Genomic DNA, 15,082 nt, shown 5'->3' on the forward strand with positions numbered 1-15,082 from the left:
TTAAAAAGCTGGTTAAGGAATACTGGTCTTTAATTATGTGATTGAATTGGGAAGTAACTATTTTTAAAAACTACCCTAACTAGAATATTAGCGGTTGTTACACTTTATGCATGATAGAGATTAACAATTTTTTCGTAACATGAAAACCACAATGACAGGCTATGATAAATGTTACAGGTTTAGGGATTAAAACATGCTAGTGAATAATTGAAAGGTGGGGTTTTCGAATGATTGATTTTACCTGGAAGGTCTTTTCGCAAACAGGTAATATTGACACTTATCTTCTCTTTAAAGAGTTGGAGAAGGAAAATCAAGAAATACCCGGAAATCAGGAGGAAGAACTAGCACAACTGGACTTTCCCATCTCATAGGTTTGTCTCTTAAATGGATGGTGACTGCTGATGCTTCAAAAATGTGAAGGCATCGTCATAAGAACAACAGATTATGGAGAAACAAATAAAATCGTAACTTTATATACACGTGAGTGGGGAAAGATAGGAGTAATGGCGCGCGGAGCTAAGAAGACGAATAGCAGGCTTGCCGCCATTACTCAAATTTTTACATATGGCCATTTCTTAGTGCAAACCGGAAGTGGTTTGGGAGGGCTTCAACAGGGAGAAATGGCTTCGTCCATGCGCGCGATTCGTGAGGATATCTTTCTTACTGCCTATGCCAGTTACATTGTGGAGCTTACTGATAAAAGTACAGAAGATAAGAAGAGCAATCCTTTTTTATTTGAACTTCTTCTGCAGACACTCCAATTTATAAATGAGGGATATGACCAGGAAATCCTAACTAATATTTATGAAATGAAGATGTTGAATGGGCTTGGACTGTACCCGATTTTGGATAGATGTGCGAATTGCGGAAACACAGAGGGTCAATTTTCATTTTCTATTAGGGAAGGGGGACTGCTTTGCCATCGCTGTCTTTCCCAAGATCCTTACCACTTAAAACTTTTGCCCGGAACGGCAAGGCTGCTGCGGCTCTTTTACCTTTTAGATTTATCCAGGCTGGGGGATATATCGGTAAAGCCTGAAACCAAAGCTGAACTAAAAAAGGTAATCTCTGCTTACTATGATGAATATTCAGGGCTTCATTTAAAAACCAAAAAGTTTCTTAACCAAATCGACCAGTTACGTTAACCCTTTAATAGCTTGACAAAGGTTTTTCTTTCAGATAAGATTCATTTAAATTAAATAGGTTGCCATGAAGGAAAGAAGTACTTAACTCCCTCTTTTCAAGCGAGTCCGGGTTGGTGAAAGCCGGATACTGATAGTTAAGGAAAGGCATTCCTGAGCAACGGTTATTTTAAAGTGGCTGCTCCGGCAGCAATTAGGGTGGAACCGCGGGTAACTCTCGTCCCTATGCCAAGTGCATAGAGACGGGAGTTTTTTGTTGTTAAGGAAACTATAAAAGTAGGGTTGTGGATAATCGTATAGGTGTCTGCGTCCAGCTCCAGAGCCCAGCTACTAGTGTACTCTGCCACCCTCTATGATAAGTCTACATCGAACCGCTCCCGCTCTCGTATTTCATTTTTCTCAGTTGGTGTCCTAAAGTCGTTACGTTGCTTAACGGACGCTTGCGCTTTTCTTCTTGTTCTTGATTATTATTTTTATGTATTTAGGAAGCGCTCTTGCCGTCTGCTTTAGACGTCCATCAGTCTAAGCGGAATGGATGTTAGCTTCTTGCCTGCCGCAGTCTGATGGCTTATCGCGGTGTTGGCACAATTGCCACGTTTTTAAAGGGCAATGCTTGCCGAGGCTCCAAGTTCTCTTTTCTTATATTAAATGGAGGTGTAAAGTAATGAACATTCAAAACATGATACTAACCCTGCAGCAACACTGGTCAGAGCAGGGCTGTATACTTATGCAAGCGTACGATGTCGAAAAAGGGGCAGGAACAATGAGCCCGTATACATTTCTTAGAGCGATAGGTCCTGAGCCTTGGAATGTAGCGTATGTTGAACCATCAAGGCGACCAGCAGATGGTCGTTACGGAGAAAACCCAAACCGACTTTATCAGCATCATCAATTCCAAGTTATTATGAAGCCTTCACCAGATAACATTCAGGAACTTTATCTTAATTCGCTAACTGCACTTGGGATTAATCCGCTTGAGCATGATATTCGGTTTGTTGAGGATAATTGGGAAAACCCCTCACTTGGATGCGCGGGCCTTGGCTGGGAAGTTTGGCTGGATGGGATGGAGATCACTCAGTTTACATACTTCCAACAGGTAGGAGGATTGGAATGTAAGCCAGTTTCTGTTGAAATAACATACGGTATTGAGCGTCTGGCTTCGTACATCCAAGACAAAGAAAACGTGTTTGACTTGGAATGGACCGATGGTTTTACCGTAAGAGATATTTTTGGCCAGCCTGAATATGAGCATTCTAAATACACTTTTGAAACTTCCGATCCGGATATGCTCTTTAACCTATTTTCTATTTATGAAAAAGAGGCTCACAGGCAGATGGAAGAGGGACTCGTACATCCTGCCTATGATTATGTTCTTAAGTGTTCACACACATTCAATATTCTCGATGCACGCGGAGCTATCTCCGTAACAGAAAGAACAGGTTATATAGCGAGGTGCCGCAATCTGGCCAGAAAGATCGCTAAAACTTTTTACGAGGAGAGGGAAAAGCTTGGTTTCCCTATTTTAAAGCAAAAGGAGGAGCTTAATCATGAGTAAGCGAGATATGCTGCTCGAAGTTGGCCTCGAGGAAATGCCTGCAAGATACGTAACATCTTCTGTTGATCAGCTTGCACAAAAGATTGAAGCATGGCTAGAAAGTCATGGAATCAACTATTCGGAAGTAAACCTATTTTCAACACCGCGCCGCCTTGGAGTCCATGTACGGGAAATGGATGAACAGCAAGAGGACAGTTTCGAGGAGGCAAAAGGGCCGGCAAGAAAAATTGCTGTTACAGAAACAGGTGATTGGTCTAAAGCGGCAATTGGTTTTAGCCGCGGACAAGGTATGGCACCAGAAGATATTTATTTTAAGGAAATAAAGGGTGTCGAATATGCTCATGTAAAAAAATACATTAAGGGGCAGAGGACCGCTGATTTATTACCCGAGCTAGAAAGTATTATTACAGGGTTGAATTTCCCTAAAAATATGCGATGGGCGAATGAAGAGCTAAGATATATTAGGCCTATTAAATGGCTTGTTGCTATGTTTGGCCAAGAAATTATTCCTATTTCGATTACTGGTGTGTCTTCTGGAACTGTTACATATGGACATCGATTTCTCGGAGGGAAAATTGAATTAACAAACCCTGATGATTATGAGTCACAACTTTTGTCGCAGTACGTCTTAGCTGATTCTGAGAGGCGTAAACAAGCAATTTTATCGCAGATTGAAAAGCTTGAAGAAGAAATGGACTGGGTTATAACGGTAGAAGCGGAACTGTTAGAGGAAGTTACGAACCTAGTTGAATACCCGACTGCATTGTATGGCCGATTTGAGGAGGAGTTTCTTGAAATACCTGAAGAAGTCCTGATTACTTCAATGAAGGAGCATCAGCGGTATTTCCCTGTTAAATCAAAGGAAGGTACGTTACTGCCATATTTCGTAACTGTACGAAACGGTGATCATAACCATTTAGAAACGGTCGCAAAAGGCAACGAAAAGGTTTTAAGAGCTAGGCTTGCCGATGCTGCTTTCTTTTACAAAGAAGATCAGAAAATGCCTATCGAAAAAGCATTGGTTAAGCTTAACTCTATTGTTTATCATGAAGAAATTGGAACCCTCTCAGAGAAAATAAGCAGGGTTAGAAACTTAACCAATCAGCTTACTGGTATGCTGCAGTTAAATCAAGAATCACAAAAAGCAGCTGATAGGGCAGCAGAAATCAGCAAGTTTGATCTAGTTACGCAAATGGTGTATGAATTTCCGGAACTTCAGGGGTTTATGGGGCAAAAATATGCTTTGCAAAAAGGCGAATCATCCCTTGTTGCACAAGCAATTAACGAGCACTATATGCCAAGAAATGCAGAGGATGCTACTCCGGAAAGCGACGCAGGGGCATCGTTGGCGATCGCAGATAAGCTTGACACGATTGTTAGCTTTTTCTCGATAGGCAGCACTCCAACAGGTTCCCAGGATCCTTATGCCCTAAGAAGGCAGGCCAGTGGAATTATCCAGATATTACTTAAGAAAGCATGGAACATTAATTTTGAAGAAACAGTAGATCTTGCTGTTAGTCTTATAGGTGGAGCTGGTATTGCCAAACGGGATACTCTAGAAATTAAATCGGATCTAATTAGCTTTTTCAAATTAAGAATCAAACACTACCTTCAGGAACAAGGGACAAGCCATGATATCATAGAGGCTGTGCTAGGAGGTCCTATAGGGGCTGTTCCTGAGCTAATTAAAAGGTCTAACATTCTGGAGGCTTATAAACGTAAAGAAGGGTTTAAGAGCAGTATTGAAGCTCTCAGCCGTGTTGCAAACATTGCAGGGAAAGCTGAGACTCCTGGAGAAATAAACCCAGACTTATTTGAAAACGAATATGAAAGGCAGTTATATAACAAATATTTAGCTTCTGCAGCTAAAGTCCAAGGAACAATTCCTGCTAAGACGTATTTCGAGGAATTAATTTCACTTGAATCTTTTATCAGCAATTATTTTGAGCATACCATGGTTATGGCTGAAGACCGAGAACTCCGAACCAACCGTCTTAGCCAAATGGCCAAACTTGCAGCAATTATCGAAGGGTTTGCCAAAGTTAATGCAATAATCGTAAAATGATTATAGCTTGAACGGCTTCTAAAAAGGCGCCTGTCATATGACGGGCCCTTTTAGTATCCATATATATTTTTGAATTGAAAGTAGCCGTCACAATTCCTCCATGACTGTTCCACTGCAAGTAGTATATAATTATTTATATAAGGCAGGACGTATTAAACCTCAGTTAGGCGGTGAATCAAATAGAACTTAATAAACGCCAGGAAACAATTGTGCAAATCGTTAAAGATAATGGCCCTATTACAGGAGAACAGATTGCAGAGAGATTAAACTTGACTAGAGCTACATTGAGACCTGATCTAGCCATCTTAACAATGGCGGGGTTTCTTGATGCAAGGCCTAGGGTCGGATATTTTTATACAGGTAAATCAGGAACACAGCTGCTTTCGGAAAATTTGTTAAAGATCCAAGTAAAGGATTATCAATCGATTCCTGTTGTTGTCCATGAAAATGTCTCAGTGTATGATGCCATTTGTACGATGTTTCTTGAAGATGTAGGCACTTTGTTTGTAGTAGATAGAGCCTCTCATCTTGTAGGAGTTCTTTCAAGAAAAGATCTATTGAGGGCCAGTATAGGCAAACAAGAACTGACAACCCTGCCGGTGAATATTATTATGACAAGAATGCCTAATATAACTGTGTGCGAGAAAGATGATCTGCTAGTGGATGTTGGTTTGAAGCTAATTGAAAAACAAATTGACGCAGTCCCGATTATCAGAGAAACAACCGAGGGGTTAGAGGTAGTAGGCCGATTAACAAAAACTAATATTACCAAAGCGTTTGTCGAGTTGGCGAGTAATGAAAATGGACCATAAAGGAGCTGGTGTTTACTGATGGGTAAAAAACCGATAATATACGTCGTGTCAGATTCTGTTGGTGAAACAGCGGAGCTGGTAACAAAGGCTGCGGTAAGTCAATTTACTAATGTAGATGTGATATTAAAAAGATTTCCTTACGTTGAGGAGATTGAGAATATTGAAGAGGTTATCTCACTTGCGAAGCTTGACAGCGGGATGATTGCCTATACACTCGTAAAGCCTGATATGAGCAAGTACATGAGAGAGGCTGCTGCACGTGAGGGTTTATATGCTTGTGATATAATTGGACCGCTAATGGCACAGGTTGGTGAACTATGCGGGCAGACCCCTCTTTATGAACCTGGTCTGGTTAGAAAGCTTGATGAAGATTATTTCAAGAAGGTAGAAGCGATTGAGTTTGCTGTAAAGTATGATGATGGCCGGGACCCCCGTGGGATTTTAAAGGCAGATATAGTTCTTGTTGGAGTTTCACGGACTTCTAAAACACCTTTGTCACAATACCTTGCGCATAAACGCTATAAGGTTGCCAATGTCCCCATAGTTCCCGAAGTAGATCCTCCGGAAGAATTATTTCTGGTGCCAAAAGAAAAATGTTTTGGGTTGAGAATTACACCGGACAAGCTGAACCAAATCCGCAGAGAGCGTTTGATATCTTTAGGGTTAAATGATAAAGCTATTTATGCAAACATTGAAAGAATTAAGGAAGAGATAGAGTTCTTTGACACGATCGTTTCGAAGATAGGCTGTCCTGTTATTGATGTAACAAACAAAGCTGTTGAAGAAACTGCTAACGTGATCGTGAATCTTAAACAAAACAAACTCAAAAATTTGTAACTATGCTAAAAACAGCCACAGTATCCGTACTGTGGTTTTAGTTATTAGAAAGAAATTATACTGATAAGGTTAATCTGAAAATAAAGTGTTATTTTGTGGTTAAAATAATGGAAATATTACATTTTATATACTATAATAAAAAATTGTGATAAAAATGTATTAGTTTAGGTTTAGACTTGAGCTAGAAGGAATAAACTATTTATTGTCAGATGTCAAGGAGGAAGCTGTAAAAAAAATCGACATGAATTCCTTTTTTCATTTTTACCATCTAGAAGAAGGAATATGTGGAGTGGTGTAGAATAACTACAAGTAAATTAGAAAATCCGACAGTTTTTGTCGATGCAGATTCCTGCCCTGTAAAGGATGAAATTGTTGAACTAACCTCAAAGTACTCAATGGAACCTGTATTTGTTGCTTCTTATGCTCATGTAAAAAATGATACGGGCAGGGAAAAATGGATTTTTGTCGATACTGGCAAGGAAGCAGCCGACCTATATATTATGAATGCAGCACATCGGGGAGATGTTGCTGTAACCCAGGATATTGGGCTCGCTTCAACACTTCTGGCTAAAGGGGTTTATGTCCTCTCGCCAAGGGGAATTTTATTTGAAGAAGCCGATATTCAGACTGCGCTTGATATAAGGTATTTATCAGCGAAAGCAAGGCGCCAGGGAATGTATGGGAAAGGGCCTAAGGCCTTTACTCAGGAGGATAGACAAAGATTTGTAACAAATTTGACAAAAATTTTGTCGAAATTTGCAGGAAATCCATAAGTATACGACGAATTCTTGAGAAATGATATTGGAGTTGTGCTTATGGGGGAACGTATTGCTGAAGAAAAATTGAATGAAATACGCGAGGCTGCAGATATTGTTGACATAATAAGCGACTATGTCCAACTCAATAAGCAAGGTCGCAACTATTTTGGCCTGTGCCCATTTCACGGTGAAAACACCCCGTCCTTTTCTGTAGCACCAGATAAACAAATTTACCATTGTTTTGGGTGCGGTGCGGGTGGGAACGTATTCTCCTTCCTTATGGATAAAGAAGGGCTAACATTTATCGAAGCGGCTGTGAAACTTGCAGCAAGAACCAACATTGAATTACCGGCGGAGACTCTTACCGAAAATAAGGCCAAGCCAGCTTCACGGGACTCTCAGCAGATGATAGAAGCTCACGAGCTGTTACGTAAATTCTACCATCATTTACTGGTAAACACAAAAGATGGCCAGCATGCTTTGGAATACTTAATTAAGCGTGGATTTACTATAGAGTCAATTGAAAAGTTCCAAATAGGATATTCTTTAAACTCATGGGATTTTGTCTATAAATTTTTGATAAAGAGAGGATATTCTCCGGAACTGGTTGAAAGATCAGGGCTAATTATCAAGCGCGATGACGGTACTTATTTTGACAGGTTCAGAGAACGAATTATGTTCCCGCTTCTTGATTCACATGGCAATACGATTGCTTTTTCTGGCAGAGCACTAGGGGACGATGAGCCCAAATATTTGAACAGCCCTGAAACAGCAATCTTCAATAAAAGTAAAATTTTATATAATTTTCATCTTGCAAGACCTAGTTTAAGAAAACTTCAGCAAGCTGTTCTTTTTGAAGGATTTGCTGATGTAATCGCTGCAGACAAATCTGGAGTAATAAATAGTATTGCCACCATGGGAACATCTTTGACAGAAGAACATATTGCTCTCCTCCGAAGAAATGTTCAATCCGTAACAATCTGTTTCGACTCAGATAATGCAGGGATAGAGGCGGCTTACCGTGCAGCAAAAATGCTGGCTGAAGCAGGCTTGAATTTGAGAGTAGCCCTTATGCCAGATGGTTATGATCCTGATGACTACATCAAAAAATATGGAGAAGAAAAATTCAAAAATGATGTAATAGGGGCAAGCGCTACGTTAATGACATTTAAGTTTTTATATTATCGCAGGGGAAAAAACCTGCAGAATGAAGGAGATAGACTCCTTTATATCGAAGAAGTACTAAGAGAGATTAGCCGGCTTGAAAAGGCTGTAGAAAAGGATCATTATCTACGGCAGCTTGCTTCGGAGTTTTCACTTTCCTTAGATGCTTTAAAACAGCAGCAGGATGAAATGTCTGCCGCAGAAGGAAAAAAACACCAAAAGGGTCAAAGTGCTCTTAAGAAAAAGGCTCCTGCAGCCAGGCCTACCGGGCAGCTTAGGCCTGCGTATCATACAGCTGAAAGATGTCTGATAGCTCATATGCTAAAAAATAGCGAGCTTGCATACAGGGTTCAGGATAAACTTCAGGGAAACACCTTTAACATTGATGAACATCAAGCAATCATAACCTATTTAATTGGTTTTTATGAAGAAGGTCATGCTCCTGATCTTAGCGGGTTCTTAAATTACCTAAACGATAATAAGCTAAAAAGGATTGTGGCAGAAATCGAAATGATGTCCATCAATGAGGAAATAAGCGATCAAGAATTGATCGATTATATCAAACAGGTGTTGAATTATCAAAAGATGTTAAAGATAAAAGAAAAAGAAGCAGAAGAAAGGGATGCGGAGCGCCAAAAAGACTTTGCACGAGCTGCTGCAATAGCAACGGAAATAATTCAAATGCGTAAATCATTATAGATTCACTATGAAAAATTGTTGTGATTTTTGGAAGGAGGGGGACATATGGCTGAAAAGTCGGCCCGTTCTAAAGAGGTTGATGTAGAAGTGACCCTGGAACAAGCAAAAGACCAGTTAACCGAACTGGGGAAAAAAACCGGTGTCCTAGCTTATGATGATATTGCCGAGAGGCTCGCAAGTTTTGAACTTGATTCAGACCAAATGGATGAATTTTACGAGTTCCTTGGTGATCAGGGAGTTGAGCTAGTTGGTGATAACGACGAAGCTGATCCTAATATCCAGCAGCTTGCTAAAACCGGTGAGGAAGAATTCGATCTAAACGATTTAAGTGTTCCTCCTGGTGTGAAAATCAATGATCCAGTACGAATGTATTTGAAAGAAATCGGGCGAGTCGATCTTCTTTCTGCTGAAGAAGAAATCAATCTTGCCAAACGCATAGAAGATGGTGATGAAGAGGCGAAAAGGCGCCTGGCTGAAGCAAACCTGCGTCTTGTTGTAAGTATTGCCAAGAGATACGTTGGCCGTGGCATGTTGTTTCTTGATTTAATCCAGGAAGGAAACATGGGCTTAATCAAGGCTGTTGAAAAATTTGATTACCGAAAAGGCTATAAATTCAGTACTTATGCAACCTGGTGGATCCGTCAGGCAATCACAAGGGCTATCGCTGACCAGGCCAGGACGATCCGGATACCGGTTCACATGGTAGAAACAATTAATAAATTGATTCGGGTTCAAAGGCAGCTGCTGCAGGACCTTGGCAGGGAACCAACGCCGGAAGAAATCGCCGAAGATATGGACTTAACACCAGAAAAGGTTAGAGAAATTTTAAAAATTGCTCAGGAACCTGTGTCCCTTGAAACCCCTATTGGTGAGGAAGATGACTCCCATTTAGGTGACTTTATCGAAGACCAAGACGCAACCTCTCCTTCCGAGCATGCTGCATACGAACTTCTCAAAGAGCAGCTGGAGGACGTTCTGGACACATTAACGGACCGGGAAGAGAATGTCCTTCGTCTTCGTTTCGGGCTCGATGATGGGCGTACCAGAACGTTAGAAGAAGTAGGTAAGGTCTTTGGCGTTACCCGTGAACGAATTAGACAGATCGAAGCAAAAGCTCTTCGGAAGCTAAGACATCCAAGCCGCAGCAAACGTTTAAAAGATTTCCTAGAATAGAATTAACCATTGCCAGGGAATAATTTACTTTTTACATTAGAGTGCCAGGGAATAATTTACTTTTTACATTAGAGTAGATTATTCCTTTTTTGTTCGAATTTTCCAGTTAAGAGGTGAAGAGATGGATCCCCAACGGCAAGAAATTATTATAAATGAAATAATGCAGTGGAGAAAAAGTAAGCTGTTGCCTGAGCGATACTGTGATTTTCTTTTGGCCTTATATTCAGGAGGTGAAGGACAGTCTGCTTTAGTTGAAACCAAGAGAAACAAAATAGGACTTTACGTTTCCAGCGTTATTTTAATTACGATTATGTTGGTAAGTGTTTTTTTCATTTATTTTACTGAATTGTCTCTTATTTTGCAAATGGCGTTGGGACTTTTATTGCTTTTAAGCAGTATTACGGCCATTTTTTACTTTTTTAAAAAAGGTTTTTCTCCCCAAATCCCACTCGCTTCAGCTGCATTTATATTTCTTATATTATCTTCGGAAGCTGTGTCCCGTTTATATAGCGGAAATCAGGCCATACTGTACGCGGCACTAGTTAGTAACTGTTTGATATGGATTTTTATAGGGAAAAAATATGCGTTTATTTCTTTTCTGCTTTCTGGTCTTGTTGGATTAGGACTTTTGATTATTTATATATTTATATAGCAATAAAATAATTAAATTTTTTTAATCTTGAGAAAACTCCAAAAACCCACTTATAATAGTATTGGAAGCGCATTCAATGCATGAGGGGGATATTTATGAATTTTGACTTAACCGCAGAACAGGAGATGATTCGCCGAACAATTAAAGAGTTTGCCGATGAAGAAGTAGCTCCTGGAGCCCTTGAGAGAGATCTTGCCAAAACTTTTCCAGTGGGGATCTTTAAGCAGTTAGGCAAAATGGGGATGATGGGTCTGCCTTTTCCTGAAGAATACGGAGGTGCAGGAGCGGATACCGTTTCTTTTGCTATAGTGACAGAAGAACTTAGCCGTGCTTGTGCATCAACGGGTATTACCTACTCTGCGCACATATCACTTGGAGGGGCCCCGCTAAACTTGTTTGGAACTAGTAAACAAAAGCAAGAGTATCTTACGCCAATTTGTACAGGAGAGTCTCTTGGGGCATTTGGACTCACTGAACCTGATGCAGGCTCTGATGCTGGGGGCACTAAAACTACCGCATCAGAAGCCGACGAAGAATTTGTAATAAACGGAAGCAAGTGTTTTATTACGAATGCTAGTTATGCCAAACATTTAGCTGTTACTGCTATAACCGGAGAAAAGAATGAAAAAAAAGAAATCAGTGCGATCATAGTTCCAACAGATCAAAAAGGATTTACTGTCATTGATAAATATGAAAAAATGGGCCTTAATGCATCCAATACGACCGAGCTAGTCCTAGAGGATGTAAGAGTTTCTAAAGATCATCTGCTCGGAAAAAGGGGAGATGGCTTTAAGCAATTTTTAATAACCCTTGATGGGGGAAGAATTGGAATCGGTGCCATGGCTGTCGGCATTGCACAGGCCGCCTATGAGAAAGCCCTTCAATATGCTCAAGGAAGAAAGCAATTTGGGCAGTCTTTATCGAAGTTTCAAGCTATTCAATTTAAACTAGCGGACATGGCTATGGAAATAGAACTTGCCCGAACTATGGTGTTTAAAGCCGCATGGCTCAAAGACCAAGGCAGAGTATTCACGAAGGAGGCATCTATGTGTAAGCTGTATGCCTCGGAAGTTTGTAACAGAGTAACTAACCAAGCTGTTCAGATTCATGGGGGCTACGGATACATGAAAGAATTCCATGTTGAACGGTATATGAGGGATGGAAAGCTGCTTGAAATAGGGGAAGGCACTTCCGAAATACAGAGAATGGTTATCGCAAGGCAAATAGGATGTTAGGTCTAAAATAGATAAATACCACCAAAAACTTCATCTTTGATGAAGTTTTTTTGTCGGATTTATGAACAAGTGTGATAAATTTTGCTATTTTGCTTTTCCTAAAAACATTTTTCAAGTAAAATGATAATGGATTGTAAAATATTCTTAGGAATAATGTTCTTACATAAAAGGAGGGTTTAGTATGAATCGTAATCCGATCATTCCATTTGTGCTTATTATGGTATTCGGAATAGGACTTATGTTCTTGCTGTCTTTCAAAGGCTTGGGTGATGCTAAAGAAATCGCTGAGCAGGAAGAAGGCGGAACAGAAGCAACTGAAGAAGTGGCGTCTGATAATCCTGAAGAAATTTATCAGCAAACGTGTGCAAGCTGCCACGGGAACCAGTATGAAGGTGGTTTCGGGCCTAAACTGGACGATGTAGGAAGCAGATTGTCTCAGGAAGAGCTAAAGGAAATTCTGGTTAATGGTCAAGGAACAGGCATGCCAGGAGGATTAGTTCCAGGCAAGGAAGATCTTATGGCTGAATGGCTTGCTGGTCTTAAATAAAGATAGTTAGAAATATCAGTAAGTCCTTTGCATATGCAAAGGACTTTTCTTATACTTAGAGGAGTTCAATAAGAGGTGACTAAATGAATACAGATAAATTATCAAAACGTCTGGCGATGGTGGCCAGTTTAATCCCCTATGGTTCGAAAATTGCAGATATTGGTTCGGATCATGCCTATTTGCCTTGCTATACGGTAAAAAAAGGGACAGTGCCTTTTGCAATTGCAGGAGAAGTAGCCGAAGGGCCGTTTCTATCTGCCTTAAAACAGGTAAAAACTGAAGGGCTGACCGATAAAATTCAAGTCAGAAAAGGTAATGGCTTAGAGGTCATTCAACCAGGTGAAGTTGAGACAATTACAATTGCCGGAATGGGAGGCACTCTCATTTCACAAATATTAGAAGCTGGAAAAGAAAAGTTAGTTTCTGTACAGAAGCTCATTTTACAGCCCAATGTTGGCGCGTTTGCTGTCCGTAACTGGCTTTTGGAAAATGGCTGGGAGTTGGTCCAAGAAGAAATTTTAGAGGAAGACGGTAAAATATATGAAATACTGTCTGCAATAAAAGGCGATCCCGCCAGCCCATATCAGGAGAACCCGGAGAAAGAGATATTGTTTGGGCCATATTTATTAAAGCAAAAGAATACAGCCTTTCTAAAGAAGTGGGAATCAGAATTAAAAAACTGGCAAAGAATTCTTAGCAAGCTTGATGAAGCTGAAGAAAGTGAGAGTACTTTATTGAAAAAAGAGGAACTCATTAAAAAGATCAGCATGGCAAAGGAGGTTTTAGGAAAGTGAAATCAGTAAATGGCCACCAAGTAATCCAGCTATTTGAAACGTTTTCTCCAAAAGCATTAGCAGTGGAGGGAGATAAAATAGGACTTCAAATTGGGGCGCTGAATGGACCCGTTCAAAAAGTAATGATTGCTCTAGATGTGGTAGAAGAAGTTGTTGATGAGGCAATTGAAAAGGGAGCTCAGTTAATTATCGCCCATCATCCTCCCATTTTCCGTCCATTGAAAAAAATCGACACAGCTTCACCTTCCGGGCAGATCATTAAGAAATTGATCAAACATGATATTGCTGTTTACGCAGCTCATACGAATTTAGACGTTGCTAAAGGCGGAGTAAATGACCTTCTTGCAGATGCAATTGGATTAAAAAACCAACAGGTTCTTGTACCGACTTACAAGGAAACCTTAAAAAAATTGGTTGTTTTTGTTCCTGAAGAAAATGCAGCAGAAGTCAGGGAGGCGCTTGGAAAGGCAGGGGCAGGCTCGATAGGGGACTACAGCCATTGTTCTTTCTCAAGCGAAGGGGCAGGTCGGTTTCTTCCAGGTGAAGGCACCAATCCCCATATCGGGAAACAGGGAAGCCTTGAAACAGTTAAAGAGACGAAAATTGAAACGATTTATCCTGCCAGTATTGAAAGACAGGTTATCAATGCAATGATAAAAGCACATCCATATGAAGAAGCAGCTTATGATTTGTACAAATTAGAGAACTCAGGAGAAGAGCTTGGTTTGGGAAAGATCGGTTATATTGAAGAGATGTCCCTAAAAGATTTTTGTGATCATATCAAAAAAACACTTGAGGTTGAAAGAGTTAGAGTTGTTGGAGACATAAATACTAAAATCAGAAAGGTTGCTGTGCTGGGGGGAGATGGAAATAAGTATTTTTCTCAAGCGGCTTTTCAAGGGGCAGACGTATACGTCACAGGCGATATCTATTACCATACTGCTCATGATGCGATGATGCTAGGCCTGAATATGGTTGATCCAGGACACAATGTTGAAAAGATCATGAAAAAGGGTGTTGCCCAGGTTTTAGGCTCAATGTGCAAGGATAAACATTATGATGTGGAAGTATTTCCATCAGAGTTAAATACAGATCCATTCCAATTTATTTAAAGGAACGTGGTTGTTGATTTTGGGCCTATGGTACACATTTTTTCTTGTTTTTATTTTTATTTTGCGATAAAAAATAAATTTAGAAACCTAAGTTGATTGGAGGAAGGCGCGAAGACTCCTCGAAATTCCTCATTATGCTATCGCATAATTTCGTGTGATGTAAATTCACGGATGCCTTCCTTGTGCTATCGCATTTCCTTCGTGCGTGGGCAAATTCGAGGATGCCCAATCAATGTCCTGCGGGATCAGCTGGACAGATGAGACCCCGCAGACGCCAACGGCGGCGAGGAGGCTCAGCGCCAGCCCCGCGGAAAGCGAAGCGCCTGGAACGGAAAAAAACGGACCATTTTTACAAGCTTTCCAAAAAAATTAAGAGGGTGCCCAAAAGTTTATACCTTTGAGCTATACCCCGTATAACGGACACTGATAAAAAAGTGTCCCTTATACGGGGTTTTTTGTGTTTCAATAGAATTATTGAGGGGACGGAGGAGTATCATGGGGAAGAATTTATATACCGATTTTCAGATAAAAGAACTT

14 protein-coding genes and 1 other annotated feature are annotated in these 15,082 nt (G+C 40.4%); all 14 genes read left to right on the forward strand.

Annotated elements, in window-relative coordinates; translation table 11 throughout:
* Positions 1-227 precede the first annotated feature (227 nt).
* Positions 228-371: a YqzL family protein gene (locus tag HRJ06_RS05665; RefSeq protein ID WP_174730179.1), complete on the forward strand. Its 144-nt coding sequence runs from the start codon at positions 228-230 to the stop codon at positions 369-371.
* Between the two features lie 30 nt (positions 372-401).
* Positions 402-1,145 carry a DNA repair protein RecO gene (recO, locus tag HRJ06_RS05670; RefSeq protein ID WP_174730182.1) on the forward strand — a complete coding sequence of 248 codons (744 nt, stop codon included), beginning with the start codon at positions 402-404 and terminating at the stop codon, positions 1,143-1,145.
* A 55-nt stretch (positions 1,146-1,200) separates the two neighbouring features.
* Positions 1,201-1,370: a binding site (T-box leader), on the forward strand.
* Between the two features lie 436 nt (positions 1,371-1,806).
* Positions 1,807-2,697, forward strand: coding sequence for a glycine--tRNA ligase subunit alpha (gene glyQ / locus HRJ06_RS05675; RefSeq protein ID WP_174730185.1), 891 nt, complete (start codon positions 1,807-1,809; stop codon positions 2,695-2,697).
* The gene (glyS, locus tag HRJ06_RS05680; RefSeq protein WP_174730188.1) at positions 2,690-4,762 is read left to right on the forward strand and encodes a glycine--tRNA ligase subunit beta; all 2,073 of its coding nucleotides are present in this window, start codon (positions 2,690-2,692) and stop codon (positions 4,760-4,762) included. Before glyQ ends, glyS begins: the two co-directional genes overlap by 8 nt.
* A 170-nt stretch (positions 4,763-4,932) precedes the next feature.
* The gene (ccpN, locus tag HRJ06_RS05685; RefSeq protein WP_174730191.1) at positions 4,933-5,574 is read left to right on the forward strand and encodes a transcriptional regulator CcpN; all 642 of its coding nucleotides are present in this window, start codon (positions 4,933-4,935) and stop codon (positions 5,572-5,574) included.
* Between the two features lie 18 nt (positions 5,575-5,592).
* Positions 5,593-6,411 (forward strand): pyruvate, water dikinase regulatory protein, encoded by an 819-nt coding sequence (locus HRJ06_RS05690; protein WP_174730194.1) that lies wholly within the window; start codon positions 5,593-5,595, stop codon positions 6,409-6,411.
* A 284-nt stretch (positions 6,412-6,695) separates the two neighbouring features.
* Positions 6,696-7,184 (forward strand): YaiI/YqxD family protein, encoded by a 489-nt coding sequence (locus HRJ06_RS05695; protein WP_338421055.1) that lies wholly within the window; start codon positions 6,696-6,698, stop codon positions 7,182-7,184.
* Between the two features lie 42 nt (positions 7,185-7,226).
* Positions 7,227-9,032 carry a DNA primase gene (dnaG, locus tag HRJ06_RS05700; protein WP_174730196.1) on the forward strand — a complete coding sequence of 602 codons (1,806 nt, stop codon included), beginning with the start codon at positions 7,227-7,229 and terminating at the stop codon, positions 9,030-9,032.
* Positions 9,033-9,077: 45 nt separating this feature from the next.
* Positions 9,078-10,205, forward strand: a complete 1,128-nt coding sequence (rpoD, locus tag HRJ06_RS05705) for an RNA polymerase sigma factor RpoD (protein WP_174730199.1) — start codon at positions 9,078-9,080, stop codon at positions 10,203-10,205.
* Between the two features lie 121 nt (positions 10,206-10,326).
* Positions 10,327-10,857, forward strand: coding sequence for a hypothetical protein (locus HRJ06_RS05710; RefSeq protein WP_174730202.1), 531 nt, complete (start codon positions 10,327-10,329; stop codon positions 10,855-10,857).
* Positions 10,858-10,952: 95 nt separating this feature from the next.
* Positions 10,953-12,092: an acyl-CoA dehydrogenase family protein gene (locus HRJ06_RS05715; RefSeq protein ID WP_174730206.1), complete on the forward strand. Its 1,140-nt coding sequence runs from the start codon at positions 10,953-10,955 to the stop codon at positions 12,090-12,092.
* Positions 12,093-12,273: 181 nt separating this feature from the next.
* Positions 12,274-12,639, forward strand: coding sequence for a cytochrome c550 (gene cccA, locus HRJ06_RS05720; RefSeq protein ID WP_174730209.1), 366 nt, complete (start codon positions 12,274-12,276; stop codon positions 12,637-12,639).
* Between the two features lie 83 nt (positions 12,640-12,722).
* Positions 12,723-13,433 (forward strand): tRNA (adenine(22)-N(1))-methyltransferase, encoded by a 711-nt coding sequence (locus HRJ06_RS05725; RefSeq protein ID WP_174730213.1) that lies wholly within the window; start codon positions 12,723-12,725, stop codon positions 13,431-13,433.
* Positions 13,430-14,545 (forward strand): Nif3-like dinuclear metal center hexameric protein, encoded by a 1,116-nt coding sequence (locus HRJ06_RS05730; protein ID WP_174730216.1) that lies wholly within the window; start codon positions 13,430-13,432, stop codon positions 14,543-14,545. The genes HRJ06_RS05725 and HRJ06_RS05730 overlap by 4 nt, the downstream gene beginning before the upstream one ends.
* The last annotated feature ends 537 nt before the right edge of the window (positions 14,546-15,082 follow it).

Origin of the sequence: Mesobacillus harenae (assembly GCF_013343715.1) — a bacterium.
Classification (GTDB): Bacteria; Bacillota; Bacilli; order Bacillales; family Cytobacillaceae; genus Mesobacillus_A; species Mesobacillus_A harenae.

Excerpts from the sequence above, each read along its gene's own strand:
- HRJ06_RS05690 (WP_174730194.1), top strand. The coding sequence starts at position 5,593 with ATGGGTAAAAAACCGATAATATACGTCGTGTCAGATTCTGTTGGTGAA.
- rpoD (WP_174730199.1), top strand. The coding sequence starts at position 9,078 with ATGGCTGAAAAGTCGGCCCGTTCTAAAGAGGTTGATGTAGAAGTGACC.
- HRJ06_RS05665 (WP_174730179.1), top strand. The coding sequence starts at position 228 with ATGATTGATTTTACCTGGAAGGTCTTTTCGCAAACAGGTAATATTGAC.
- cccA (WP_174730209.1), top strand. The coding sequence starts at position 12,274 with ATGAATCGTAATCCGATCATTCCATTTGTGCTTATTATGGTATTCGGA.
- dnaG (WP_174730196.1), top strand. The coding sequence starts at position 7,227 with ATGGGGGAACGTATTGCTGAAGAAAAATTGAATGAAATACGCGAGGCT.
- HRJ06_RS05725 (WP_174730213.1), top strand. The coding sequence starts at position 12,723 with ATGAATACAGATAAATTATCAAAACGTCTGGCGATGGTGGCCAGTTTA.
- glyS (WP_174730188.1), top strand. The coding sequence starts at position 2,690 with ATGAGTAAGCGAGATATGCTGCTCGAAGTTGGCCTCGAGGAAATGCCT.
- glyQ (WP_174730185.1), top strand. The coding sequence starts at position 1,807 with ATGAACATTCAAAACATGATACTAACCCTGCAGCAACACTGGTCAGAG.
- recO (WP_174730182.1), top strand. The coding sequence starts at position 402 with ATGCTTCAAAAATGTGAAGGCATCGTCATAAGAACAACAGATTATGGA.
- HRJ06_RS05710 (WP_174730202.1), top strand. The coding sequence starts at position 10,327 with ATGGATCCCCAACGGCAAGAAATTATTATAAATGAAATAATGCAGTGG.
- HRJ06_RS05715 (WP_174730206.1), top strand. The coding sequence starts at position 10,953 with ATGAATTTTGACTTAACCGCAGAACAGGAGATGATTCGCCGAACAATT.